General features: G+C 72.6%; 12 protein-coding genes. 2 read left to right on the forward strand and 10 right to left on the reverse strand.

What is annotated here, in order from left to right; genetic code table 11:
• Positions 1-96: 96 nt before the first annotated feature.
• Both ACH4FX_RS34225 and ACH4FX_RS34230 read right to left on the reverse strand, forming a co-directional pair.
• Entirely contained in the window at positions 97-2,022 is a 1,926-nt protein-coding gene (locus ACH4FX_RS34225) for a BTAD domain-containing putative transcriptional regulator (protein ID WP_398485340.1), read from the reverse strand.
• A gap of 99 nt (positions 2,023-2,121) precedes the next feature.
• A complete protein-coding gene (locus ACH4FX_RS34230; RefSeq protein ID WP_398485341.1) occupies positions 2,122-3,495 on the reverse strand; it encodes a salicylate synthase in 1,374 nt (457 codons plus the stop codon).
• A 671-nt stretch (positions 3,496-4,166) separates the two neighbouring features.
• Between ACH4FX_RS34230 and ACH4FX_RS34235 the strand changes: the two genes are divergently transcribed.
• Positions 4,167-5,861, forward strand: a complete 1,695-nt coding sequence (locus ACH4FX_RS34235; RefSeq protein ID WP_398485342.1) for a DUF885 domain-containing protein — start codon at positions 4,167-4,169, stop codon at positions 5,859-5,861.
• 345 nt (positions 5,862-6,206) lie between these two features.
• Complete coding sequence (locus tag ACH4FX_RS34240; RefSeq protein ID WP_398485343.1) at positions 6,207-6,872, forward strand: TetR/AcrR family transcriptional regulator; 666 nt, start codon at positions 6,207-6,209, stop codon at positions 6,870-6,872.
• A 53-nt stretch (positions 6,873-6,925) separates the two neighbouring features.
• Here the strand turns inward: ACH4FX_RS34240 and ACH4FX_RS34245 are convergent, their stop codons facing one another.
• From ACH4FX_RS34245 to ACH4FX_RS34280, 8 genes are all read right to left on the reverse strand, one after another.
• Entirely contained in the window at positions 6,926-8,539 is a 1,614-nt protein-coding gene (locus tag ACH4FX_RS34245) for a (2,3-dihydroxybenzoyl)adenylate synthase (RefSeq protein ID WP_398485344.1), read from the reverse strand.
• An 89-nt stretch (positions 8,540-8,628) separates the two neighbouring features.
• Positions 8,629-9,438, reverse strand: coding sequence for a thioesterase II family protein (locus tag ACH4FX_RS34250; protein WP_398485345.1), 810 nt, complete (start codon positions 9,436-9,438; stop codon positions 8,629-8,631).
• Positions 9,439-9,445: 7 nt separating this feature from the next.
• Positions 9,446-11,161 carry an ABC transporter ATP-binding protein gene (locus ACH4FX_RS34255; protein WP_398485346.1) on the reverse strand — a complete coding sequence of 572 codons (1,716 nt, stop codon included), beginning with the start codon at positions 11,159-11,161 and terminating at the stop codon, positions 9,446-9,448.
• Positions 11,158-12,951 (reverse strand): ABC transporter ATP-binding protein, encoded by a 1,794-nt coding sequence (locus tag ACH4FX_RS34260; RefSeq protein ID WP_398485347.1) that lies wholly within the window; start codon positions 12,949-12,951, stop codon positions 11,158-11,160. The genes ACH4FX_RS34255 and ACH4FX_RS34260 overlap by 4 nt, the downstream gene beginning before the upstream one ends.
• Entirely contained in the window at positions 12,948-14,411 is a 1,464-nt protein-coding gene (locus ACH4FX_RS34265; protein ID WP_398485348.1) for an MFS transporter, read from the reverse strand. The genes ACH4FX_RS34260 and ACH4FX_RS34265 overlap by 4 nt, the downstream gene beginning before the upstream one ends.
• A gap of 70 nt (positions 14,412-14,481) precedes the next feature.
• Entirely contained in the window at positions 14,482-15,546 is a 1,065-nt protein-coding gene (locus ACH4FX_RS34270) for a Gfo/Idh/MocA family oxidoreductase (protein WP_398485349.1), read from the reverse strand.
• Positions 15,543-21,071, reverse strand: coding sequence for an amino acid adenylation domain-containing protein (locus ACH4FX_RS34275; protein WP_398485350.1), 5,529 nt, complete (start codon positions 21,069-21,071; stop codon positions 15,543-15,545). Before ACH4FX_RS34275 ends, ACH4FX_RS34270 begins: the two co-directional genes overlap by 4 nt.
• Complete coding sequence (locus tag ACH4FX_RS34280) at positions 21,068-25,648, reverse strand: amino acid adenylation domain-containing protein (protein ID WP_398485351.1); 4,581 nt, start codon at positions 25,646-25,648, stop codon at positions 21,068-21,070. Before ACH4FX_RS34280 ends, ACH4FX_RS34275 begins: the two co-directional genes overlap by 4 nt.
• Between the last annotated feature and the right edge of the window lie 131 nt (positions 25,649-25,779).

Genomic DNA, 25,779 nt, shown 5'->3' on the forward strand with positions numbered 1-25,779 from the left:
ATGGCAGGGCCATCCGGCGCGGTGCGGCAGCCACGATCCACGCGACGGCGGGAAGGGGCGGGTCCGGGGGGCGCCAGCCTCTTCACGATCAGTCGGTCAGACCATCGCCGCCTGGGGCCTCTTGTTTTCCTCCAGTGCCCCCACGCGGCGCGAGTCGACGTCCTCCTCCCAGCCGCGCAGCCGGAGACGCGCCAGGTCCTGGTGCTCCTTGGGCTCGTATTCGGCGCACTCTGCGGCGTAGAGCCCGATCAGGCCGTGGAACCGGTAGCAGTGCTGGGAGGTCCGCTCCAGCAGATGCCGGTCGGTGAGTACGTCAAGCAGGCGTCGGGCGGTCGCCGGGCTCGTGCCGACGAGGGTCGCGGCCTGCTGCACGGTGATCGGGCCCGTGGGATACAGGCCCAGGTAGCGGAACATGCGGGCCGCCTCCGCAGGCAGCGCCCGGTAAGACGCCTCGAACACCGTGCGCAGGTTCGCGGCCGCGTCGCCCTCCACGGTGAGGTGGTCCAGCAGCCGACGCCGGTCGGCGTAGCGCCTGACTGCTGTGGCCGGCGGAACGTCACGTGCCGCGATCAGCCCTTCCACTGCGCCGCGCAGGGCCAGCGGGAGCCCCTCACAGATGCGCGCAAGTTGCATCGTGACCCCCTTCTCGTGCCGGAGCCGGTCCCCACCGAGATAGGTGAGCAGCTCCACCGACTCGTGCTCGGACAGCGGCCCGAGCTTGATCAGGTAGGCGCCGTCCCGGATCGCGAGTCCGGTGAGCCGGTGCCGGCTGGTGGCGAGCACGGACGACGGCCCGCCGGGGATCAGGGAGCGGACCTGTTCGGCGCTGAGCGCGTCGTCGAGCACCACCAGCATCCGCCGTCCGTGCAGCAGACTGCGGTAGAGGCAGACCCGCCCGGCCAGGTCGCCGGGCATCCACGCGGCGGCGACGCCCAGGCTGCGCAGCAGTTGGGCGAGCGCCTCCGACGCCGTGAGCGGCTTGCCCCGCAGTCCCGTGCCGCCGAGATCGACAAACAGCTGGCCGTCCGGGAAGCGGTCGGTGAGCCGGTGGGCCAGCTGCAGGGCGAACTCCGTCTTGCCCACGCCCGCCAGGCCGTCCACGACGGCCACGGTCGCGGCAGCACCGGAGCGCGACGCGTCCTCGGACAACAACGTTTCAACCTCGCTCAGTTCCGCGCCACGGCCGACAAATCCCCGAGTCACCGCTGGCAGTTGGGCGGGGCGAGGCCGGTCGGGCGGCGCGCCGCCCATGAGGTCGGTGGCCGGGGCCCGGGATTCGTCCCGGCAGGCATTTACCTCGCGTCCGGCCAGGATGTCCTGGTGCAGGTTGGCCAGCTCCGCGCCCGGCTCGATGCCCAGTTCCCGGCTGAGCAGCCGCTGCGTCTCCGTGTACACGGCCAGCGCGTGGGCCTGCCTGTCGCAGCGGTACAGGGCGATCATCAGCAGCCAGCGCAGCTTCTCCCTCAGCGGCTCCTCGGCGACCGCGGCGGTCAGGTCGGCCACGACCTCGCCATGCCGTCCCGCCCGCAGCATGTCCGACGCCCATTCTTCGACGACCGTCATCCGGAGGTCCTGCAGCCGGGTGCGTTCCATGGCCGCGTGCGGGCCCGGGATGCCCCCGTACGCCTCGCCGTGCCACAGCGACAGGCCCTCCTGGTACAGCTTCAGGGCCCCTTTGACATCGCCGTCCGCGCTGACCCGGCGGGCCTGTGCGTGGCAGTGGGTGAACCGGGTGAGGTCCACCGCGTCGGGGCTGACGCGCAAGCAATAGCCACCCGCCGCTGAAGCGAGGACGGAGCCACTGCCCCGCCTGCTGCGGCCGGGATCCAGCACCCGGCGCAGGCCGGCCACATAGGTGTGCACACCGTTGGCGGCGGTCTGAGGGACATCGCTTCCCCAGACCGCGTCGATGATGTGCTCGATACTCACCACTTCACCGGCCCGGTCGGACAGCAGCGCGAGGACGGCACGCTGCTTCGGCGGCCCCAGGACGACCTCCGTGCCGCCTCTCCAGGCACGCACCGGACCCAGTAATTGAACAGAGAGACATTCCCCCACCGTCAGCATCGTGCCGTTGCCTCCAGGATCGGTCCGTTCCTCGCCAGCAGAGATGTGTCTCGATCAGTCGCCTGCCCCGGTACGGACGGTGTCCGTACCGGGGACCGTGGTGCTGGCACGGTCGGCGCACGCCACCAACGACGCGGTGACACACCGCAACTTCTCCCGTGTCTCCTCGAGTTCACGGTCCGGCGTGGACCACTCGACGATGCCGGCGCCGGCCCGCAACCAGGTCCGGCCGCCCTGCGCGTAGACGCTGCGCAGCACCAGAGCGGCGTCCATCGCACCGTCCTCGCCGAGCTTCAGCACGGCACCCGCGTAGGGTCCGCGCCGGTTCCGCTCGTACCGGCTGATGGCCTCGTAGGCGGCCCGCTTCGGCACTCCGGACGCCGTGACGGCCGGGAAGACGGCGGCGAAGGCGTCCCAGGGACTCGCGCCCTCGGGCAACTGCCCCACCACACGTGAGGCCAGGTGCTGGACCGAACCACGCTCCTTGATCGACATGTACTCTTGGACGACGACCGACTCCGGCTCGCACGGCCCGATCAGTTCGTCGACCGCGACCTTCACCGAGATGGCATGCTCGTGCAGCTCCTTGGCGTCCGCGAGAAGGTCGTCACGGAGCTTCTGGTCCAGCTGCGGATCCCCGGTCAGAGCACGCGTGCCGGCGAGCGGCTGACTTGACACGCGGCCGTCGGCGGATACCTCCACGACGGTCTCCGGGCTGAATCCGAAGCAGCGCAGCCCGCCCATGTCGAGGAGGAAGGACCGGGCGGGAGTGTTCTCCAGGCGTCCCTTGCGGTAGCTGGCCGGGAAGTCGATCTCGGCCGCGACGGGAATCTCCCGGGAAAGGATGGCCTTCTGCAGCTTGCCCGCACGGATGTCCTCGACGAGCGACGTGACTCTCCGGCGATATTCACCCGCGCCGATTTCCAGGTCGGCCGGAACGGTCGGCAAATCGGTCGGCATGGATTTCGTCGCGATTCGGACCACCGTGTTCTCGGCAGCGGTCAGCGCCTCACTTTCGAGGCTGCGTAGGTAGACCCGGGAGCCGACCAGTCGAAGCTCTGTCTCCGGGATCACGAGGTGCAGAAGCGTTCCCTCTTGTAACGCCATTCCGGCGATGGCGTGGGAGAGCTCGAACGCACACCAGCCGTACGCCGCCCAATCATGGATCGGGAGGTCGGCCAGGAATTTCTTGACCGCGGCCAGCGGGTCACCGGACCAGGGTTCCACGGTAGTGACACCGTCTCTCGTACACCGAATGCTTGCGGCATCGACCATCACCTCGGCGGCGACTCCGCCGGCTATGGACCACTCGCCCGCGGTTTCGTGGACCATGGTCGTCTCGAAAAGGCCGGAAGCGGCGACCCCCACGGCGATGTCCAGCGGTTCACGAGATGTTTGCACAACGGCAGTGCGGTAATGGGCCTTCATGTCACTTCCTCCGAGTTCAGGGCGACGCCACGTCCGGCCGAGCAGGGCTGAGCTCGCCGCCGGCCGGAGTCCTCGCCTCGCGGAAAGCCGAGCAGGTGGAGCAGGCCATAGGTAAAACAGGCATGACGGAGCGACGGGGAGAAACATCCCGGGTCAATCGCGAAGCAGCGTCACCCGCACATACCGATCGCGGGTTTCAGACAGAGAGCGGATGCAGTCGCACATCGCGCGACACGATCACCGCTTCATCAACGGGCTGCGGAAGTCGTGGAATTGGTGCACTCGGCGGCGAGGGCCGAACGTCCCACTATCGCCGTACTCCGACCAGACATTGCTTCCCCCGTATCAATGATCGTTTTGTCGATGGGTTCACCACATCGACCGAAACAGCCAGCGACTATACCTAGTCAACCACACTGCCTTCAACAATCGTTACTCAAAACTGGCCAGTACCCATAAGCCAGAAGTCAAAGAGATAGGAAAACCTTGACAAGGAGTCAAGAAAGCGACGGCAGGGTTGACGGGGGATGGCAACCCGGCCGTCGCAGCTCACGGAGAGCCTCCGGCGAGACCGGTGACGCAGCCCCGGGCACTTTCGCACCCATGCAGTGTACGCGTACAATATTCATAGCCGCAAGGCCACCGACCGGCCCGCTACAAGGATGGCCTGCATGCCCAACTCCACCACCACCGAGGGAAGTCGGCTGCCCCACCAGGTCGCGGACGCGTACGTGGACGCCCTCGTGGACCTCGACCCGATCATGGGCACCTATATCGGTGTCACCGCGAGTTCGGGCCGGCTCCCCGACTTCTCGCCGGAGGGTCAGGACGCGGTGGCCGACCTGGCCCGCGCCACCCTGAAGCAGCTCACCGCGGCCGAGACCGCGCCCGGCGCGGACAGTGCCGTCGAGCGCCGCTGCGCCCGCCTGCTGCGCGAGCGGCTCACCGCCGAACTCGCCGTGCACGAGGCGGGCGAGGGACTGCGCACTGTCAGCAACATCAACTCACCACTGCACGAGGTCCGCACCGCCTTCACACTGACCCCCGCCGACACCGACGAGGACTGGGTGGCGATCGCCCGGCGGCTGCGCGCCGTACCGGACGCCCTGCGGGGCTACCAGGCCGCCCTGGACACCGGCCGCCAACGGGGCCTGCCCGCAGGTGGCCGCCAAGTCACTGCTGTGATGGGCCAGTTGACCGAATGGATCGGCGCGGACCGCGGTTGGTTCACGCGGTTCACCGACCCGGGGCCCGAGCGACTGCGCGCCGAACTCACCGCGGCCGCCCAGGTGGCCACCGGCGCCCTGGTGGAGTTGCGCGCATGGCTACGGGACAGCTATGCACCGGCCGTCGAGGGAGCCCCGGACATCGTCGGCCCCGAACGCTACGGCCTGCTCGCGCGCTACCACAACGGCACCGACCTCGACCTGAAGGAGGCGTACGCCTACGGCTGGGCGGAGTTCCACCGTCTGCTCGACGAGATGCGGACGGAGGCCGAGAAGGTGCTGCCGGGCACCCGGGATCCCTGGCGGGCGCTGGCCTGGTGCGACCGGCACGGCGAGGCCGTCGAGGGCGTCGAGCAGACCCGGCAGTGGCTCCAGTCCCTGATGGACGAGGCCATCGACGCCCTGGACGGCACCCACTTCGAGCTGGCCGAGCGGATCCGCCGGGTGGAGTCGTGCATCGCTCCGCCGGGCAGCGCCGCGGCCCCCTACTACACCGAGCCGTCACTGGACTTCTCCCGCCCCGGCCGCACCTGGCTGCCGACGATGGGCGAGACCCGCTTCCCGGCTTACGATCTGGTCACCACCTGGTACCACGAGGGCGTACCCGGCCATCACCTGCAGCTGGCCCAGTGGGCGCACGTCTCCGACAGCCTCTCCCGCTACCAGACCACCGTGGGCGTCGTCAGCGCCAACGCCGAGGGCTGGGCGCTGTACGCCGAACACCTCATGGACGAGCTGGGCTTCCTGACCTCGGCCGAACGGCGGCTGGGCTACCTGGACGCCCAGATGCACCGCGCCATCCGCGTCATCATCGACATCGGGATGCACCTGGAGCTGGAGATACCAGCCGACTCCCCCTTCCACCCCGGCGAGCGCTGGACCCCGGGACTGGCCAAGGAGTTCCTGGCCGGCCACAGCAGCCGCCCGGCCGACTACGTCGAGAGCGAGATCATCCGCTACCTGGGCATGGCGGGCCAGGCCATCGGCTACAAGCTCGGCGAGCGGGTCTGGCTCCAGGGCCGGGAGGCGGCCCGCGCCCGGCACGGTGCGGCCTTCGACCTCAAGGCCTGGCACATGGCGGCGCTCTCCCAGGGGTCCCTCGGCCTGGACGACCTGCTGAGCGAGATCTCGGCCCTGTGAGCGTCCCCTCGGCCCGCGCCGCGGGTTGCCCGGGCCGGGGATCGGGCCCCGATGTACCGAGGGGGCCTGGTGCTAAGGTGTGGTTTCAACACACCCTCATGGGTAATCCCACACGTCCTGGCGTGTTTCGAGCATGTCGCCAGGTTGCGGACGTCAGGGCAGCCGACAGCGGGTCCACCCGCACGCTGTCCGATGCGGCCCCCGGCGGTCCGGCCTCCTTCCGGCGCCGGGCGGACCACCGCGCCACCCGCGGGGTCCAGGCTCTCTTCCCGACCAGATCACCGTCAGCCGTCGGGCTATGACGTCCACGGAATCGCTCACCAAGTTATGAAGGAAGAGGGACGGATGGAGTCTCGAACCAAACGCGTTGGCAGAACCGGCCGTCCCCCCCGGCTGTCGCAGGAAGCGATCATCGCGGCCGCTCAGCGCCTGCTCGCGGAGGAAGGCGCCGACAGCCTGTCGATGAGGCGCCTGGCGAAAGAGCTCGACAGCACCCCGATGGCGATCTATCACCATGTACGCGACAAGGACGAGCTCCTGCTGCTCCTGCTGGAGGCGCACGCCCAGAGCATCCCGCACCCCGAGCTGCCCGAGGATCCGCGGGAGCGCATGATCGCGGCGGCGCAGCTCCTGCACGACGTGCTCGCCGACTGCCCCTGGATCGTCGAAGTGCTCGCCACGGACAACCTCATGGCCGCCTCCGCGCTGTGGATCGTCGAGGCGATCGTGGACGCCGCCGTCGGCTGTGGTCTCACCCCCGAGCAGGCCGTCGACGCGTACCGCACCGTCTGGTACTACACGGTGGGCGAGTTGATGATCCGTGTGACCCGCGCGCGTCACCAGGCCAAGAGCGACCAGCCCTCGCACCGGGACCGGGCACTCGCCACCCTGCCGGCGGAGACCTACCCACGGCTGGCGTCCCTGGCCGACCGGTGGGCCGAGCTCACAGCCCGCGACACCCACTACCAAGGCCTCGAAGCGGTGATCGACGGGCTGATCACCCGGGCCTGACCCGGCACGCCTGTGGCCCGCCCTTCCCCGGGCGGGCCACGGACGGAGGCGGTTCAGCCGGCCGATCCCTCATCGAGCACCTGGGCGCGCAGTGCCTTCTTGTCGACCTTGCCCACGCCCGTCAGCGGCAGCTGTGCCCGCACCACCAGGCGGTCGGGCAGCTTGTAGGCGGCGATGCCGCGCGTCCTCAGGGCGGCCTGTAACTCGCGGAGGGTGGGCGGGTCACCGAGGTCGTCGGGTACGACGCACGCGCACGTGCTCTCCCCCATCAGCTCGTCGGGCAGCGCGATGACCGCGGCGGCCTTGATGCGGTCGTCGGCGAGCAGGTGCTCCTCCAGCTCCTGCGCCGGTACCTTCTCGCCGCCCCGGTTGACCACGTCGTTGACCCGGCCCACCACTTCCAGGTTCCCGTCGGCCGTGCGGGTCACCAGGTCACCGGTGCGGAAGTAGCCGTCCTCGGTGAAACTCGTCCTGTTGTGGTCGGGCGCACGGTAGTAGCCGCGCAGGGTGTAGGGACCGCGGGTGAGCAACTCGCCCGGCTCGCCCGGGGCGGCGGGTCGGCCGTCCCGGCGCAGTACGAGGATCTCGTCGGCCGACGACATCGGGCGCCCCTGCGTGCCGCACACGACGTCCCACGGGTCGTCCAGGCGGGTGAAGTTGAGCAGGCCCTCGGCCATTCCGTAAACCTGCTGCAGCCTGCAGCCGAGCTCGGCGGGCACACGCCGCGCGGTGTCGGTGTCCAGCTTCGCCCCGCCCACCTGGAGCAGCCGCAGGGACGAGAGGTCGCAGTCGTTCCACTCCGCGGCCTCCAGCCACAGCCGCAGCAGCGGCGGAACGAGAGAGGAGGCCGTGGCCCTGGCCTGCTCGACCAGCGGAAAGCACACGTCCGGTGTCGGGGCCGGCGCCAGTACGGCCGTTCCACCGAGCCGCAGCACGCCGAGCACGCCCGGACAGGCCAGCGCGAAGTTGTGCGCCATGGGCAGCGCCGCCAGGTAGCGGCTGTCCGGGCCGAAGTTGCACAGCCGTGCGCTCTCCCGCAACTGGTACGTGTAGTCGGCGTGGGTGCGGGGGATCAGCTTGGGTCGGCCCGTGGTGCCGCCGGAGAGCAGGAACAGTGCCACGTCGAGTGGATCGGGCGCGGGCAGTTCGACGGGCTCCGCGTCCACCTCGTCGAGTGGCGTGAAGGTACCGCTGCCGCCCGCGACCAGCACCTCCCGCAGGGTGCCGCAGCGGGCCGCGACTTCCTTGGCGAGCCGTGCGTAGTCACCGTCCACGGACTCCGACGGGCAGACGTAGACGGTGGCCTCCGCCGTGTCCACCAGGTGGGTGATCTCCGCCTCTCGGTGGGCGGGGAGCGCGAACACCGGCAAGGCACCCAGCCGAAACAGCGCCAGCGAGAGCACCACCAGCTGGGGTGTGTTGGGCAGCTGCACGACCACGCGCTCGCCAGCCCGCAGTCCGCGGGCCCGCAGTCCCGCGGCGGTCCGGTCGGCGGCCAGGTCGAGTTCGCCGAAGGTCAGGGACCGGTCCGGGGTGACCACGGCGGTCCGGGTGCCGTGGTCGGGTGCCCGGTACGGCCACTCGCCGAGCGTCTCGTCCGTCCAGTACCCGCGTTCCTGGTACCGCCGGATCGCCTCGGCGGGCGGTCTCACAAGGTCGTTGCTCATCGGGGTCCCCCTACAGGTCCGCTGGGATGGATTCGGCCGGGTCCGTGATCGAGTGCCGGCCTGGTCGCGGCACGCCGCGGGCGTACAGGTCACGGCATGCTGGCCCACCGCTGGGGCGTGACGGCCACCGTCCTGCGAGCCTGGGCCACGACGTGGTCGAGGACCTGCTGGCGGTGCGCCTCCAGGTAGAAGTGGCCGCCCGGCAGGGCGTGCACTTCGCAGGGGCCCTCGGTGGCCTCGCGCCACGCCGCGGCCTCCCGCTCGTCGACCTCGGGGTCCTGGTCGCCGTACAGGACGGTGACCGGGGCGCGCAGCGGCACGCCGGGCAGCGGCCGGTAGGTCTCGATGAGCCGGTAGTCACGGCGGATGGTGGGCAGGACGGCGGCCATCAGGGACGCGTCGCCAAGAACTCGGCTGCTGGTGCCGCCGAGCCGGTACAGGTCGGCCACCAGGTCGTCGTCGCTGCCGAGATGTACGGTGCCCGGCCGTGACAGCGGCGGAGCGGGGCGGCCGGACACCGCCAGGGCGGCGGGTGCCCGGCCGGCGGCGGTCAGTCCCCGGGCGACCTCGTACGCCACGGCGGCACCCATGCTGTGCCCGAAGAGCACGGTGGGCAGGTGCGCGCCTTCGTGCCGGTCGGCCAGGAGTTCGGTGGTGATCGCGCCGGCCAGCTCGGCCATGTCCGTGGGTGCCGGTTCCTCGTACCGGTCCTCGCGTCCTGGGTACTGGATCACCGCGAACTCGACGTCCCAGGGGGCGTCCGCGGCCCACGCCCGGTAGTGGCTCGCGGCGCCGCCGGCGTGAGGGAAGCACAGCACCCGGGCTCGGGCGCACCGGCGGGGCACCGGGCGGCGCACCGCCGTCCCGGTGCGGTGGGGTATCGGGGGGTCGGTCAGCATTTCCGCCTCACTCGCTCGGTACGGGGGTCAGGGAAACCTGCCAGAACTGGGCGTAGCGGCCGCCGCGACTCAGCAGCTCCTCGTGGGTGCCCTGTTCGACGATCCGTCCGCCGTCCAGGAAGGCGATCAGGTCGGCCTGTTGGACGGTGCGCAGCCGGTGGGCGACCACCACCACGGTCCGCTCCGCCAGCAGGCGGTCGAGGCCGTCCTGGACGGCTCGCTCGTTCTCCGGGTCGAGGCCGGAGGTCGCCTCGTCCAGCAGGACGACGGGGGCGTCCTTCAGCAGGGCCCGGGCGATGGAGACGCGTTGGCGCTCCCCGCCGGAGAGGACGGCGCCGCCCTCGCCGACCGTGGTCGACCAGCCGTCCGGGAGCCTGGCCACGACCTCGTCCAGGCGGGCGGCCTCGGCGGCGGCACGGACGTCAGCTTCGTCGGCATGGGGGCGGCCGAGACGCACGTTCTCCTCGATGGTGCCGTCGAAGAGGTAGACGTCCTGGAAGACCACGGAGACGCGCCTCACCAGGTCCTCGGTGCCGATGTCGCGCACGTCCACGCCGCCGAACCGCACGGCGCCCGCGTCCACGTCGTGGAACCGCGCGAGGAGCTGCAGCAGGGTGCTCTTGCCCGCGCCCGAGGGACCGACCACCGCGAGACGCTTGCCCTCGGGCACGGTCAGGGAGACTCCGTCGAGCACGGTGCGGCCTCCTCGGCGGAAGACCACCGAGTCGAGGACGAGGTCGCTGCCGCGCGGCTCGGCCGGCTTCCCGGGCTCCGCCAGGGGCGGTTCGCGCAGCACGGCGTCCAGCCGCTCCAGCTCGCCCCGGGAGGCCCGCATCTGGCCGCTGAGGTCGGAGAGCGACAGCAGCGGGTCCACGCAGCGGGCGGCCAGCACCAGCAGCGCGAGCACCTCGGCTGGCTCGATTCGGCCGCCCAGGGCGAGCCAAGTGCCCAGCACGAGCAGCGCGGTGAACACCGCCTGCACGGTGAAGGACAGTCCCAGTACGCCGGGCAGCGCCGACAGCGCAGAGCGCCGTACCGCGCGTCGCTGGCCGTCGAGCGCGTCGTCCAGCAAGCGGAACCGTTCGCTGCTCCGGCCGCCCACGCGCAGGACCGGCTGGGCGCGGACGTACTCGATGACGCGTCCCGCCGCCTCGTCGCCCCGTCGCGCGCGCTCCGCGTCCTGGGCCGCCGTGGCCCGGCCGGTCCAGATCAGCGCCGCCGCGACGACGGGCTTGGCCACCACCGCGGCCACGCCCAGCCGCCAGTCGTAGCACAGCATCACGATGACCACGGTGAGCGGGAGCACGCCGGCGGAGACGAGCGGCTGGAGGCGGTGGGCCGGGACGGCCATCACCTGCAACACACTGCGGCTGGCGAGGACGGACACGTCGCCCACGCGGCGCGGGGTGAACCAGCCCAGGGGCAGCCGGGCCAGATGGTCGCCGAGCCGGTGGTGCAGTCCGCGGGAGAGCGCAGCGCCGACGCGGAAGCCCGACACGTCCGCGCGGTAACGCAGCAGGGCGCAGACGGTCGCCGCGGCGGCGAAGGCACCCAGCCATCCCCAGGCGTGCTGTGGCTCGCTGCCGAAGAGGGCACGCAGTATGGGGATCAGCAGCGCGTACGCCAGGCCCTCGGCCACCGCAGCCACGGTCATCAGTGCGAGCGTGCGACGGAGCGGGCTGGCGTGCTCGTCGCCCAGGACCCTCAGCAACAGGGGGATCATCGATACTCTCCTCCTTCCACGGCCGTTTCCGGGGCCGGCGGCACGCTGTCGGGCCAGGTCCGCTGTGCCTCCCACATCGCCGCGAACTTCCCTTCCCGTGCCAGGAGTTCCGCGGGCGTTCCCTGCTCCAGTACGACGCCGTCCTCCAGGACGACGACCTTGTCGGCCTCGGCGACGGTCTCCAGGCGGTGGGCGATGACGAGCTGGGTACGGTTCTCTCTCAGCGTGTCCAGGGCGCGCCGTACGTCGTACTCGGTACTGGGGTCGGCGAAGGCGGTGGCCTCGTCGAGCACCAGCACCGGGGCGTCGGAGAGCAGGGCCCGGGCGATGGAGATCCGCTGGGCCTCTCCCCCGGACAGCCCCGCGTCCTCGCCGATCACGGAGTCGTAGCCGCGGGGCAGTTCGAGGATCCGGTCGTGGATGCGGGCGAGCCGGGCCGCGCGAACGATGTCGTCGAGGTCGGCGTGCGGGACCACGAGTGCGATGTTCTCGGCCACGCTCGCGCGCAACAGCCGGACGTCCTGCAGGACGAAGGAGACCAGGCGGTACAGGTCTCGTGACCCGATCTCGCGCAGGTCGACGCCGCCGAGCAGCACGCTGCCGCGTGTTGGGTCGAAGAACCGCGGCAGCAGCTGGGCCAGGGTGGACTTGCCGCTCCCGGAGGGCCCCACCAGAGCCGTGACCGTGCCGGGTTCGAGGACGAGGTCGACGCCCCGCAGGACCTCGCGTCCGGGCTCGTAGGAGAAGGAGACGTCGCGCAGCTCCACCCGGTGACCGCGCGGTGCCACGGGCGTGGCCGGCTCGGGCAGGGGAGCGACGCGCAGCAGCTCCTGGATCCGGCCGGCCGCCCGCTGGGCCGCCTGGACGTCGTCCAGCCCGTGTCCGAGCGCGGCGACCGGGGCGGTCAGACCGAGCCCCAGCAGCAGGAAGGGCAACAGGTCGGCGGGCGGCATGGTGTCGGTGGTGATCAGTGCCGTGCCGCCGGTCAGGATGACGACCAGGACGAACGTGGGGGACAGCGCCAGGGAGGCCAGGGCGCCCAGGGCAGCCACGCCGCGCACCCAGCCGAGGAAGTAGTCGGCGAAGTCGTCAGCCGCCTCGATGAAGGCACGGTGTGCGCGACCGGCTCCGCCGAATGCCTTCACCACGGAGATGCCCTCGACGAACTCCACGGCGGAGCCGGCGATCCGGCCCATGGCCGCGTCCAGGGCCAGCTGGTCACGGCGGCGGCTCTCCGACATGAGCATGAGGTTCAGCGCCAGGCCGAGCACCACCGGGACCAGGGCGATCAGAGTGAGCCGCCAGTCGACGACGAACAGGTAGACCAGGGACACCAGCGGCACGACGACCGCGGAGGTGACCTCCCCGGGGGTGTGGGCGGTCAGCGGGTGCAGAGCGGCCACGTCGTTCTGCACCACCTGGCCGAGTTCGCCGGAGCTGCGCCGCGCGTACCAGCCGAGCGGCACCCGGCCGAGGTGCTCGGCGAGCAGCCGCCGCACGGACAACTGCAGCTCGCCGTCGATGAGGTGCCCGATGCCCGAGGACAGGGCTCCGAACAGGACGCGGACGAACAGTCCGACCGCCCCGACGGTGACGACCGTCCACACGTGGCCCTTGTCCAACGGACCGGGCAGCAGCAGCGCACGGCCCAGCTCTACGACGGCGACCAGCGGGGCGAGGCCCCCGAGGGCGCTGACGATCTGCAGCAGGAGGACGGCGGTCAGGCCGAGCCGGTGCGGACGCAGCAGCCCGGTGAGCGGCCGTCCGGTGGGCACCGCCTCGGTGGTCATCGCCCCACCTCCGTCACGGGGTCGCCGGCATGGCCGGACGCCTGGGCCGGCGCGGTCTCGCGGGAGCGCCCGGGCAGGATGACGGCGGCCACCAGCGCGGCCACGGCCAGAATCGCCCCGGCCAAGCCGAGCCCAAGCCCGAATCCGCTGGTCATGGCCTCCTCGGTCGACTCGCCCGACCGGAGAGCGCCGCGGGTGTGCTGCACCTGGACGGTCACCAGCACGGCCAGGCCGAGGGCGCCGCCGATCTGCCGGGCGCTGTTGAGCAGCGCCGAGGCCATGCCCGCCTCATGGGGCGGCAGCCCGTGGGTGGCCGCGCCGGTCGGTGGTACGAAGCACACTCCGATACCGAAGCCCGCGACCAGGGACGGCCCGAGGATGTCGGCCAGGAAGCTGCCGGTGGGGCTGATCAGGCCGAACCAGCCGAATCCGGCGGCCGCCACCAGAGCGCCCGGGACGAGCAGGGCCTTGGCCGAGAACGTACCGAGCAGCCTGGTCGCGACGGCGCTGCCGGCGATCATGCCGGCGCAGAACGGCAGAAACGCCGCGCCGGTGGCGACCGGCTTCAGTCCGAGCACCTGCTGGAGGTAGAGCGAGACGAAGTAGAAGCCCGCGAACTGCCCCGCGCACACTAGGAGCAGGAAGAGATTGGCGCCGCCAATGCCCCGCCGGGCCAGCAGTCCTAACCGGACCAGCGGGTCGGTCACCCGGGACCGGGTCTCGACCAGGACGAAGGCGAGGAGCAGCACCGCCGCCCCCGCGAGGGTGCCGATGGTCGTCGCCGAGCCCCAGGCGTACTCATTGGTGCGTACGACGCCGAGAACGAGCAGTCCGATGCCACCGGTGCCGAGCACGCCCCCGAGGACATCGAGCCGGCGCGTCCCCGTGGCGGTGCCCGCGGGCACGTGCCGCATCGCCAGCCAGGCGACGGCCAGGGCCAGCGGCACGTTGACGAACATGACCCAGCGCCAGCCGCCGTACTCGGTGAGCAGCCCGCCGGCGAGCACGCCCACCGCTCCGCCGACGGCCGACACGGCGGCGTACACACCGAGCGCCCTGGTGCGCTCCCGGCCTTCGCGCTGGGTGGTGGTGAGCACCGCGAGCGCGGCCGGCGCCATGGCTGCGGCGCCCAGGCCCTGCACCACCCGCGCGACGATCATCTCGGCCGGGTTCTGGGCCAGCGCCCCGCCGAGCGACGCCGCGGCGAAGACCACGGCGCCGAGGACCAGCAGCCGGCGCTGGCCGTACACGTCGGCTGCCCGGCCGCCCAGCAGCAGGAGGCCGCCGAACACCAGCGCGTAGGCGTTGACGACCCACGAGAGCTGTTCCGGTGCGAATCCCAGGCCGCTGCGGATGGCGGGGAGCGCCACGTTCACGATCGACATCACCATCGTCACCGTGAACTGTGCCAAGGCCACCGCTAGGAGCACTCGCCCCCGGTCCGGACCCTTCTCGTCCACTGCTCCTCCATGATTGTCGTACGCATTATTTGTACGCGTACGATAACTGTACTCGGGGCCCAAATCCCTGTCACCCCATGACGGGAAGCAGGTCGGCCGCCGTCACCGCGGACCCCGGCCGAGGAACAGCCACCTGCGGATAGCCGAGAGCGCCGGTGAGCTCCTGCCAGGCGTGAGCCACCGACAGATTGCGCTGGGCCCCGCGCAGCGGGTCGGCGCCCTCGGCGATCCGCGCCGCCAGCTCGTCCAGGGCGTGCAGCACCCCCTCCGGCCAGACCTCCTCCAGCACCCCCTTCCAGGAGGGCGGCCCGTCCGGTCCGAGCACCTCGGCACTGGCGCCCGGACCGGGCACGAACCTGCCCACCGGGTCCGGCACGGTCCGCTGCACCGGGCTCCAGACCACGGGGCCGTGGGTGTTGACCAGCGTCAGGTTTCCGGCATCCGTACCGACGGTGACGCGGTGCAGGAACAGACTCGTGCTGTCGTCACCGGGCTCCATCCGGTTCTCCACCCGCAGGGTCAGCGGAACCCCGGCGACCGTGGCGTCGACGGAGGTGAGCGGACGATCACCGGCCGCGGAGACCGAGGCCAGGGACCAGGGCCGCACCCCGCCGAAGATCTCACCGAGGATGTCCAGCAGGTCGAAGGAGACCTGGACGGCGCACATCGCGTCCACGAACACCGGCGCCCGCAGCTCCAGCAGTCGACGCGCCGCGGCGACGAAGCGACGCACGGGCTCGATGTGCGGATAGAAGGTGTTCAGCAGGTACTGCGTCCCGGTGCCGCGCGCCGTGCGCAGACAGTCCGCCAGCTCGGCCGGGTGCACCGGATGTTCCTGCAGGACGTGCATCCCACGCTCCAACAATTGGCGGGCCAGCACGGCACCCTGGCCGCCGCCGACCGAGCTGGAGACCACCACACAGGCGACGTCCACGTCCCCGGGCAGCTGGTCGACCGAGGAGTACAGCGGGACGCCGTGCTCCTCGGCGAGCGCCGCGGACCGGGCTCCGCCGCGGGCGAGGATGCCGACGAGTCGGTGGCGCTCGGGGCACCGGCGCAGCGCCGACAGGTACACCTGCCCGAAGCGGGTTCCGCACACCACGACGCGCAGCGGGCCGCGCCCCGCGCCGCTCATCGCCCGGCTCCCGTCCGCCGGGTCAGTGCCGCGGCGGTCCGCGCCACGTGCGGCGGCTGGACGCAGGTGAAGTGATCCCCGGGCACGTCGACGACCGTCAGCTCGCCGAGGCACAGCTCCCGCCAGAAGCGCGTCATGTCGTCCTGGAAACCGGGGATGAAGTGGGTCGGCGCGAGCGGGCGCAGGAAGGTGATGTCGCCCGCGTAGGGCAGCGGATCGTAGGCCGTGACCGCCTCGACCGTTTGCGAGAACACCCGGTGCAGCGCGGCCACTTGGCCGACATCGCCCAGGCCCGCCTCGGTGCGGGCGAGCGCCCGGTGCAGGTCCGCGCGCCGCTCGTCACGGGAGCGCTGAGCCAGCAGCCGGAAGCGGCGCGCCACGGCGTTCAACCGTTCGTCCCCGCCGAGCCGTTCGAACGCCCCCGGCTCGAGCACCTTCGGCGAGCCGGCCAGCGCCGCGGCGAGCGCCCGCCCCATGTCACCCTCGTCGGCGGGCCAGCCGAGGGCGTCCAGGTCGCCGCCCATGACGCGGGCGAAGGCGTAGTCGACCAGGAGCTCGTCGTCCAGCCGGTACGGGATGCGGTAGCTGGACACCACCGTCAGCCCGCGGACCACGGCCCCGCCCTCACCGAGCGCGCGGGCCAGTTCGGCGGCGATGAGCCCTCCGGAGCAGTAGCCCACTACCTCGACCTCGCGATGTCCGGCGGCGAGCACCTCGCGTGCGTACGCCGCGCCGAGGTCCTCGACGAGTCGTTGCGGGGCGAGTTCGAGATAGCCGTCGCTGTCGGGCACGGCGAGCCCCAGCAGGGGACCGTCGGCCGTGAGCTCCTTGATGAGCGGGCGGTACGGCGCGAGCGTTCCCAGCCCCTCGTGCACCAGCAGCCGCAGCGGACCGGAACCGCCGCCGCCCAGGTCGACCAGCGCGGACCGCCGGTCGGCGCCCGCGACCGAAGGCGCCGGGGTTCCGCCGCCGGGGTCCGCCGCCGTCAGCCGGGCGGCCAGTCCGGCGACCGTCGGGGTGTGCAGCAGCGCCCGCAGCAGAACGTCGAAGGAGACGTCCGCCGCCTCCGGCACGCATTCGCGCACCCGCCCCACCAACCGCGCCGCGAGCAGCGAGTCGCCGCCCGCGTCGAAGAACCCCTGTTCGCGGTCGGGGAGTTCACCGCCGAGCAACTCGGCCCACAGCTCGGCCAGGCGCCGCTCCGTCCCGGGGCGCGGCGGCTCGGCCGTCCGGTCAGCCGCACGTTCGCCGCGCCGCGGCACCCAGCCGAGCAGCCGCTTGCGGTCGACCTTGCCGTTGGAGGTGAGCGGCAGCGCGTCCACGACCTGGATGTGCGCGGGGACCATGTGGGCGGGCAACCGCTCGGCCACCCACCGACCGACCTCATCGGCGTCCAGCTCGGCGCGGTCCTGCTTGAAGGACGCGGCGAACACGCCCTGGCCGAGCGCGGCGAACGGGTCGTCGGGGCCCGGCAGGCTCAGCACGTCCTCGGCGCCCGCCTCGACAAGCAGCCGACGCCACTCCTCCTCGTGGAGGAACAGGTTTCCCCGCTCGCGCCGCAGGTCCTCGGGCTCCTCCATCATGAACGCCTGGGTGGCCGTGATCTCCGGGTGCTCCCGGGTCATCTCCAGCAGGCAGAGCCAGCCCCGCGGGGCAAGCAGCGTCCGCAGCCGGTCGATGACCCGGACGGTGTCCTGGGCGTTGTTCAGCGCTCCGGCGCTCAGTGCCACGTCGAAGGAGTTGGGCAGCAGGCCCTGCGCCCGGGGGTCCCGGTTCATGTCGAACAGGCCGAAGCTCGTCCCGGGCCGGGAGCCGAACCGCTGCCGCGCGTCGGTGAGGAAGTACTCCGAGACGTCGGTGAACAGGTACTCCACGGGCCGGTCGCCCAGCGCCTCCAGCACCGGACCGGTGGCCGCCCCGATGCCGCCGCCCACCTCCAGCACCCGTAGAGGCCGGTCCCGCACCCCGCTCGCCACGCCCCGGACGGCCGCCGCGAGCGTCGCGAGCAGGCGCTTCGCGGCCAGGTTGTCGGCGTACCAGACACGCGCGATCTCCTGGCTGCCGCCGGGGAAGAAGAGCCGCACCGCCTCCTCCTCGCCGCGCAACAGGGCGGGCAGGACGTCGGCGTGAGCGCGGAAGTAGGCGAGCAGCGGGGGCGGACAGACTTCGGCGGGAGCGTGGGCGGCGAGGTCCGCCCAGGCCCGCTCCACCTCGGCGCGCTCGGGCGCGGCGGTGCCGCGCCAGGTGCCCTCGGCTCCCTCGCGCCGGACGAGCCGGGCCCGCTCCAGGGCGTGCAGCCAGCGGCGCAGCAGCCCGTGGTGGCGCTCGTCGACCTGGAGCCGACGGATCAGTTCCGCCTCCGAATGGGCCTTGTCGCCCGCGAAGATGCCCGACGGGGCGAGCGCCTCGGCCATGGAGAGCAGGAAGGCGTGGTTCAGGCGGTCCACGTATCCGGCGATCCGCCCCGGGTCCGGCGAGACGCCCTGCGTGAACCGGGCCCTCACCGCGGCGGTCTCGGCCGCGACGGCGTGGGTCACGCAGGAGTCGGGCGCCCCCGCGCGGACCGCCGGCTCCACGAAGGCGACCAGCGAGCGCTCCAGCGCCTCGGCGCCTTCCACCAGGACGGCGCTGGAACCGACCGCCGGGTGCTCGCCAAGGACCGCGTCGATCTCGCCGAGCTCGATGCGGTGTCCTCGGATCTTGACCTGCTGGTCGGCGCGGCCCAGGAACTCGATCTCGCCGTTCGGCAGATAACGGCCGAGGTCGCCGGTGCGGTACAGGCGCTCCCCGGTCTCCGGGTGCCGAGGGAAGCGCTCGGCCGTGCGCTCCGGGTCGTTGAGGTAGCCCTCCGCCAGTCCGACACCGGTGATGTACAGCTCGCCGGCCACCAGGTCGGGGCGATCGCGCAGAGCGCTGTCCAGGACCCGGAAACCCTGGTTGGCGAGCGGAGTTCCGTACGGGATGCTGCGCCAGTGCGGTTCGACGCGGCGGATGCGGTGGTGGATCGACCAGATCGCGGCCTCGGTCGCCCCGCCGAGGCTGACCAGCTCGGCGCCCGGCAGATGGCGCCCGGCGTGGGCGGGCAGCGCCAACGGGATCCAGTCCCCCGACAGCAGCGCGAGCCGGAGCCGGCCCAGCTCACGCGGCTCGGCGTCGAGATAGTGGGCGAGCATCTGCAACTGGGCGGGCACCGAGTTCCACAGCGTCACCCCGTGGCGCTCCACCAGGTCCGCCCAGTGGGATGGGTCGCCACGGCGGGCCGGGTCGGGCAGCACCAGGGCCGCGCCGAGCGCCGTCGGCCCGAACAGGTCGTACACCGACAGGTCGAAGCCGAGCGCGGCGAGGCCGAGGACGCGGTCGGCGTCCCCCACCGCGAAGCGCTGGTTGATGTCGTGGACGGTGTTCGCGGCGGCCCGGTGACTGATCATCACGCCCTTGGGCTCACCGGTGGAGCCCGACGTGTGAATCACGTAGGCGAGGTCGCCGGGCGCCACCAGGCGCTCGACGCGGACCTCCGACGACGGCAGCGGCGCGGCGCCGGACACGTCGACCGGGCGGCAGCCGGCCGGCAGCGTCCGGGCCAGGCCAGGGTCGGAGACGACCGCGTACCGCGCCCCACAGCCGGTGAGGATCCGGTCGCGGCGCACCTGCGGCTGCGCGATGTCCACCGGCACGTACACCCCGCCTGCGAGCAGGGCGCCCAGGACTCCGACCACCTGATCGCGGCCCTTGTCCATCAGGACGGCGACGAAGTCTCCGGGACGGCATCCCGCAGCCCGCAGGTCCCCCGCCACCCGGGCGGCGCGGCGGAGCCACTCCTCGTACGTCATCGAACCGGTGGCGTCGATGACCGCCGTCCGGCCGGGGTGGTGCCGGGCGTACGCCACCAGCGGCTCGTGCAGCAGTCCGCCGGGCTCGGCGGCCGCGGTGGCGTTGACAGCGTCCCGGCGCGCCCGCTGCGAGGCGGGCAGTCCTAGCGGGTCGGCCGCGGCCCAAGGGGCGTCCTGCTCCGCCAGCCGGCGCAGCAGCCCGGCGAAGGCCGCGAACATCTCGTCCACCAAGCCGTCGGGGAACACGCCTTCCCGGACGTCCCAATTGACCTCCAGGCCGCCGAACTGGTCGGTGGCCTGGCAGTCGATCCACACCTGCGGCGTCTGGCTGATCCCGTACACCGGCCGGAGCCTCTCGGCCCCCTCGCCCAGGGCCCGGCCCACGACGCCGATGCCGCCGGTGAACACCACGGGCATCAGGGCGGCTTCGCGTCCGCGCCGCCGGGCGAGTTCGCGCAGCACCTCGACACCGCCGCACAACCGGTGGTCGAGGTCCTCGAACAGCCGCTCGCCGAGGGCGCGGGCCCGGTCGGCGAAGGCGGCCCGCCCCGACTGGTCCACCGCGAGCAGGCTCACCGAGGTGAAGTCACCGAGCAGCCGGTCCACGTGAGGGTGCAGCGGCATCCGGTTGAGGACGGTGAGCCCCAGGCTGAACCGCTCGTTGGCGCTCCAGCGGCCGATCGTCTCGGCGTACGCGGCGAGCACGGCGTTGGCCGCGGTGATGCCGTTCGCGGCCGCTCTGGCCTTCAGCGCCTTCCACGCGTCCTCGGTCAGCGAGGCGGCCAGGCGGCGGAACCGGGGCGGCGCGTCGGCGGGCGTGTGGCCGTCGGCCAGGGGAAGGGCGGGTGCGGCGGGCAGCTCGTCGACCCGGTCCCACCAGTAGGCGCGGTCGCGCGCGTAGCGCTCGGTGTCGTGCAGCCGACGCTCCGCGGCAACGTAGTCGCGGAAGGTGGCGTCGATGGGCGGGAGCGGGCATCCGGGCCGCTCGTAGCGGCGGTCCAGTTCGGTGAGCAGCAACTGGATGCTGATCCAGTCCAGCGTCATGAAGTCCATCGACAGGTGCAGCAGGCTGTGGTCCGCCAGCCGCGTCAGCCGCAGCTCGTACATGGGCCGTTCGCCCGCCGGATGCACCCGGTGGGACAGCTCCTCGCGGACGGCGGCCGTCGCCTCGGACACGGCTTCGGCGGAAGCCTCCCGCAGGTTGGTGACCCGGATACGGGTGTCGGCGAGGGCCGGCGTGATGCGCTGGGTGCCGTCCTGCGCGATGACCGACCGGAGCATGTCGTGGCGCTCGACCAGGCTGTCCCAGGCGTGCTGCAGCCGGTCCGGGTCGAGGTCGGCGGGGCGCCGGAATTCCAGGTAGATGTGGCAGGAGACGCCTCCGTAGTCGAAGGCCGCGTCCCGGCCGAGCAGATAGGCGGACTGGATGTCGGTCAGCGGGAAGGGCTCGTGGCGGGCCTCCGGCTCGGCCACCCACCCGCTCTCCGGCGCGCCCGGGGCGCCGCCGCCGCCCGCCCCGCCGGACGGGGTCCGGTCGGGCAGCTCGGACAGGAGCTGCTCCTTGCTGCCGCGCAGGGTCGCGAGACGCTCGTCCGTCATGGCGCCGCGCGGCGCTCGGAAGCGCAGCTGCCGCCCCTCCCGCCAGAGCTGGATCCCGGCCAGCTCGAACTCGCTGATCAGCTCACCGACGGTCACAGCACACCTTCCTCGAAGTCACCGGCCAGGGTCTGGTCCCCCGGCGTCCTGTCCTGGGCCGCGGCGAGCAGCCCCTCGACCAGCGCGCTCAGAGCGGCTACGGTCGGCGCCCGCATCACGTCCCGCATGGGCAGTTCGACGCCGAGGGCCCGGTGCACCTCCGCCACCAGCCGGGTGGCGAGGAGGCTGTCCCCGCCGAGCGCGAAGAAGTTCTCGTCGCGGCCCACCGAGGCGACCGGGAGCAGCTTGGTCCACAGGTCGGCCACGGTCTGCTCCGTGGCTCCCCGGGGCGGCTCGGTGGACTCCCGCGGCCGACCGGTTAGGGAGGCGAGGACGCTCTGTACGGCGCGCCGGTCGACCTTCCCGTTGGCGCTCAGCGGCAGCCCGGGCAGCGCCGCGAAGTGTCCCGGCACCATGTGGGCCGGCACCCGGTCGGCCAGCCAGCGGCGGAGGTCCTCCACGTCGGCCCCGCCGGCCGTGCGGGGCCGTTCCGCGGTCACCAGGACCTCTCCGGTGGCCTCCGCGCGCTCCACGCGCGCGTTGACCAGCCCGGCGGCGGCGCAGGCCCGCGCCCACCGCTGACCGGAGTGCAGCCAGGACGCACTCGGGCCGCCCGGCCGGAGCCGGCCGGCCTCCGCCTCCAGCGGCAGGGCGATCAGCAGGGCCAGCGGGGTGAGGCGGGTGGGTTCGAGCACGTGGAGCCGGCCTCCGGGTCTGAGCAGCAGCGCCATGGTGGCCGCGGCGGTCTCCGGGCTCGGCATGCGGTGCAGGACGTTCGCGGCCACCACCGCGTCGTAGGCGTGCAGGTGCGCGGCGGGCAGGGCGGCAGCGCCCTGGTGCACGGTGCGCACCCGGTGTCCGGAGTCCGCGAGCCGGGCGTCGGCCGCCGCCAGGAGCGTGGGGGACGAGCCGAGCAGTCTGTAGTCGACGGAGCCGGGTGCGAGACCGGCGAGCAGCCGTCCGGCACCGAGCCCGCTCATCGCATCCCACTCGGCGACCGCCAGGGGCTGCGCGGCGTCCGCGGCGTCGGCCCGCAGGGCGGCCGCGATGGCCGCGAGGCAGTTCTGGGTCGCAGGCATCGCGTCGGCCAGGCCCTCCGGCGACAGCACCGGGTCGTCCAGGAGCACCGAGGCGTGGGCCTCGCCGGTCAGTACGGCGGTCAGCATCGGCGCCGCCCAGGTCAGCGCGTTCGCCACCGACTCCAGGTGGCTGCCGGCCGCCCGCTCCCGCAGCTCCTCCAGCCGCCCGGGGGCGCGCACCTCGGCCCAGCGCGCACCCGGACGGACCGCGGCGCCGTCGCGCCGCACGACCTTGTGCCGGGCGAGGTGGTCGAGCCAGGCGTCCAGGACGGGGCGCTGCTCGGCGCGCACCGGCATGGTCACGGCCGGGGCCGGGGCGTGTGCCACCACCGGAGCGATCACCTCGGCCAGCACCGCCTCGACGAGCCCCAGTTCGAGCGGGTCGGCATCGGGCGTGGGCCCGCTGTCCGCGTGCCGCGACGGACCGGCGTCCTCGGTGCCGCTGTCCTGGCCGGTGCCGAGCGGAGCGCGCTCCACGACTGCGGCGGCCAGTTCGCGGCGGCGGTCGCCGACGGTGACGACGACCGCCGCGGAGACCTCGGGGTGCGACTGCAGGGCGGCCTCGATCTCGCCGAGTTCGACCCGGAAGCCGTTGATCTTCACCTGGTGGTCCAGTCGGCCCAGGAACTCCAGGTTCCCGTCGGGCCAGTAGCGGCCCAGGTCGCCGGTGCGGTACCAGCGTTCCCCCGCCACCACGGGGAACCGTTCCGCCGTCAGGCCGGGGTCCCCGCGGTACCCGAGGGCCACGCCGTCGCCGCCGATCCACAGCTCGCCCGGCACCCAGTCGGGGCAGTCGCGGCCCCGGCCGTCGACGACCCGGAACTTCTGGTTGCTCAGCGGCTTTCCGTAGGGGATGGACACCCACTGCGCGGGTACCTCGGTGACCTCGTACGCGTTGGACCAGATCGCGGCTTCTGTGGCGCCACCGAGCCCGACGAGGCGACATCGCCCGTGTGTCGCCGCGGCCAGCCGTCCGGGCAGGTCCAGGCCGATCCAGTCGCCCGACAGCAGGGCCAGCCGCAGCGAGGCGGGCAGCGCGCTCCCGTCCGCCGCGGTGAGCGCCATGTCGAGCAGCGCGGGGACGCTGTTCCAGACAGTCACCCCGTGCCGGGCACACAGGGCCAGCCACCGGTTCGCGTCCCGCCGGTCGGACTCGTCCACCAGGACCAGGGCACCGCCCTCGGCCAGGAGTCCGAAGATGTCCCACACCGAGAGATCGAAGTCCAGGGCGGAGACGGCCAGCACCCGGTCGCCCGGGCCGATGCCGAACCGCTCGTCGATGTCCTCGACGGTGTTGACCGCGGCCCTGTGGCTCACCTCGACGCCCTTGGGCGTACCGGTGGAACCGGAGGTGAAGATGACGTAAGCGGTGTCGTCCGGAGCGGCGGGCACGGGGGCGTCGAGCGGCTCCTCGGCCAGCGCCTCGGCGAGGGTGAGCACCTCGGCGGCGGCACCCGGCGACCGCGGCAGCCCGGTGCCGTCCAGGACGAGCCGGGCGCCGCTGAGCTCCAGGATGCGGGCGCGGCGGGCGGCCGGCTGGTCGACGCCGACGGGTACGTAGGCGGCTCCGGCGGCCAGGACGCCGAGGACCGCGGCGATCTGGTCCGGGCCCTTGGGCGCGGTGACCACCACGGACGTGCCCCGTCCGACGCCCCGACGGACGAGGGAGCCCGCGACGCGCAGGGCCCGCTCGGCCAGTTCGCCGTGGGTGAGCCGCCCGCTGTCCTGCCAGAGCAGCGCGGGCTCGGCCGCCCGCTGTCCGGCGCGCTCGAAGAAGGCCGTGTGCAGCAGGCGACCGCTGTGCTCACGGACCGCGGAGTTGACCTCGTCGCGGCGGCGCCGCTGGGCGACGGGCAAGGCGAGATCCACGTCAACGGGGCTGTCGCCGCTGGCCAGGTCGTGCAGCAGCGTCGTGTACGCCGTCATCATCGCGGCCGGCATCTCCGCGGGGAACAGGTCGTCCACGGTGTCCCAGGCCAGCAGCAGCCCCCCGTCCCGGGTGACGTAGACCTGGTGGTCGAGCCAGACCTGCGGGGTCTGGGAGAGCATCCAGGTCAGTTCCCCGAACCGGGCGGCGCAGGCGTCCGGGACCAGCGGGGCGTCGAGGTTGCAGGCGAAGACGACGGGCGCGCTGCGCGGCGCGTCCCCGTCGGCGCGGACGAAGTCGCGCAGCAAGTCCACGCCGGTGTACGCGGCATGCGCCACGTCCTCGTGGAGCCGGCGCTGCACGGCCCGGGCACGCTCGGCGAAGTCGTCCCCGCTGGTGAGGTCGACCTCCAGCAGGACCAGGCTGGTGAAGTCGGCGACGATGCGCCCGATCTGGGGGTGCGCCTCGAGATCGCGGTCGAAGAGGGGCAGGTTGAGCAGGAACCGGTCCTCGCCGCTGAAGCGGGCGAGGACCTCGGAGAAGGCCGTGGCGAGCAGGACGGCGGGCGTGACACCGGCCCGGGCGGCCCGCTGCCGCAGGGCGCGCCACTCGCCGGGTGCCAATTCGTGGGTGCGCCGCACGAAGCGGGTGACCGGGAGGGCGGCGGGCTCGACGGCCAGCGGCAGCCGGGGACCGCCGGGCAACTCCGGCAGCCGCCGCTGCCAGTAGGCGCGCGCCGTCTCGCGCTCGCCCTGCCGGGTCTCGGCGCGTTCGGCGAGATACCGCTGGAACGTGTACGCTGGCCCGTTTACCGACGTGGGGTCCTCGTAGAGCGCGGCCAGGTCAGCGAGCAGCAGCCGGATGCTGTGCACATCGGCGACGAGCAGGTCGACATTGAGGTGCAGCCGGTGTCCGGCCCCCGGCAGCCTGCTGAGCTGAAGGTCCAGCACCTCGCCGGCGCCCACGTCCAGGCGGCGGTGCGAGAGCCGGCCGCGCAGCTCCTCCAGGGCGCGGGCGGTGGCCTCCGCGGACAGGCCGCCGAAGTCGTGCACGGTCAGGCCGGGCCAGGGGGACCGGGCCAGCACCCGCTGCGTCCCGTCGGCCTCGAACCTGGCGCGCAGCATGGGGTGCAGATCCAGCAGGGCACGCACGGCACGCTCCAGACGGCCGGCGTCGACGTCCCGGGCGTCGATCTCGAGGTAAGCGTGGCAGCCCACACCGCCCAGCGGCTGGTCGTCGCCGCGCCCGATCCAGTACGCCTGCTGCACCGCGGTGAGCGGGAAGGGTTCCCCGGTGTCGAGGACGGCCTCCCGGACGGGCCGGCGGTCCGCCGGCTCCGGTGCGGGCGCGGCTCCGGCCGCGTTCGCCAGCAGCTCGTACCACGCCGAGAGACGGGGCTCTGCGGACAGCCGCCGGAAGTCGACCCGGGCACCGGCGCGGTTGAGCTTGTTGGTGAGAACCATGAGCTGGATGGACTGCAGGCCGAGTTCGAAGAGGTTCACGTCGTCGTGCTCGGGGCGCAGGTCCATGTCCAGCAGCCGGGAAACCTCCTGTCGCAGGGTCTCCGGGTCCCATACGGGAGCTGCCGTGCTCACCGGCACGGCCTTGGGCGGCACAATCTCCTGTGACATCCGTCAACTCCGGTTCATCGGTCTGGGGCGAGCGGCTCTGCGCACCCTGGCCTGGGGATGGCGGCTCAGGAGCGACCGGAAGCCCGGCACAGCCTCACATCTGCGACTGGCCAGAATCTGGATGTTTTCTG

It is taken from the genome of Streptomyces sp. NPDC018019 (assembly GCF_044327805.1).
Classification (GTDB): Bacteria; Actinomycetota; Actinomycetes; order Streptomycetales; family Streptomycetaceae; genus Streptomyces.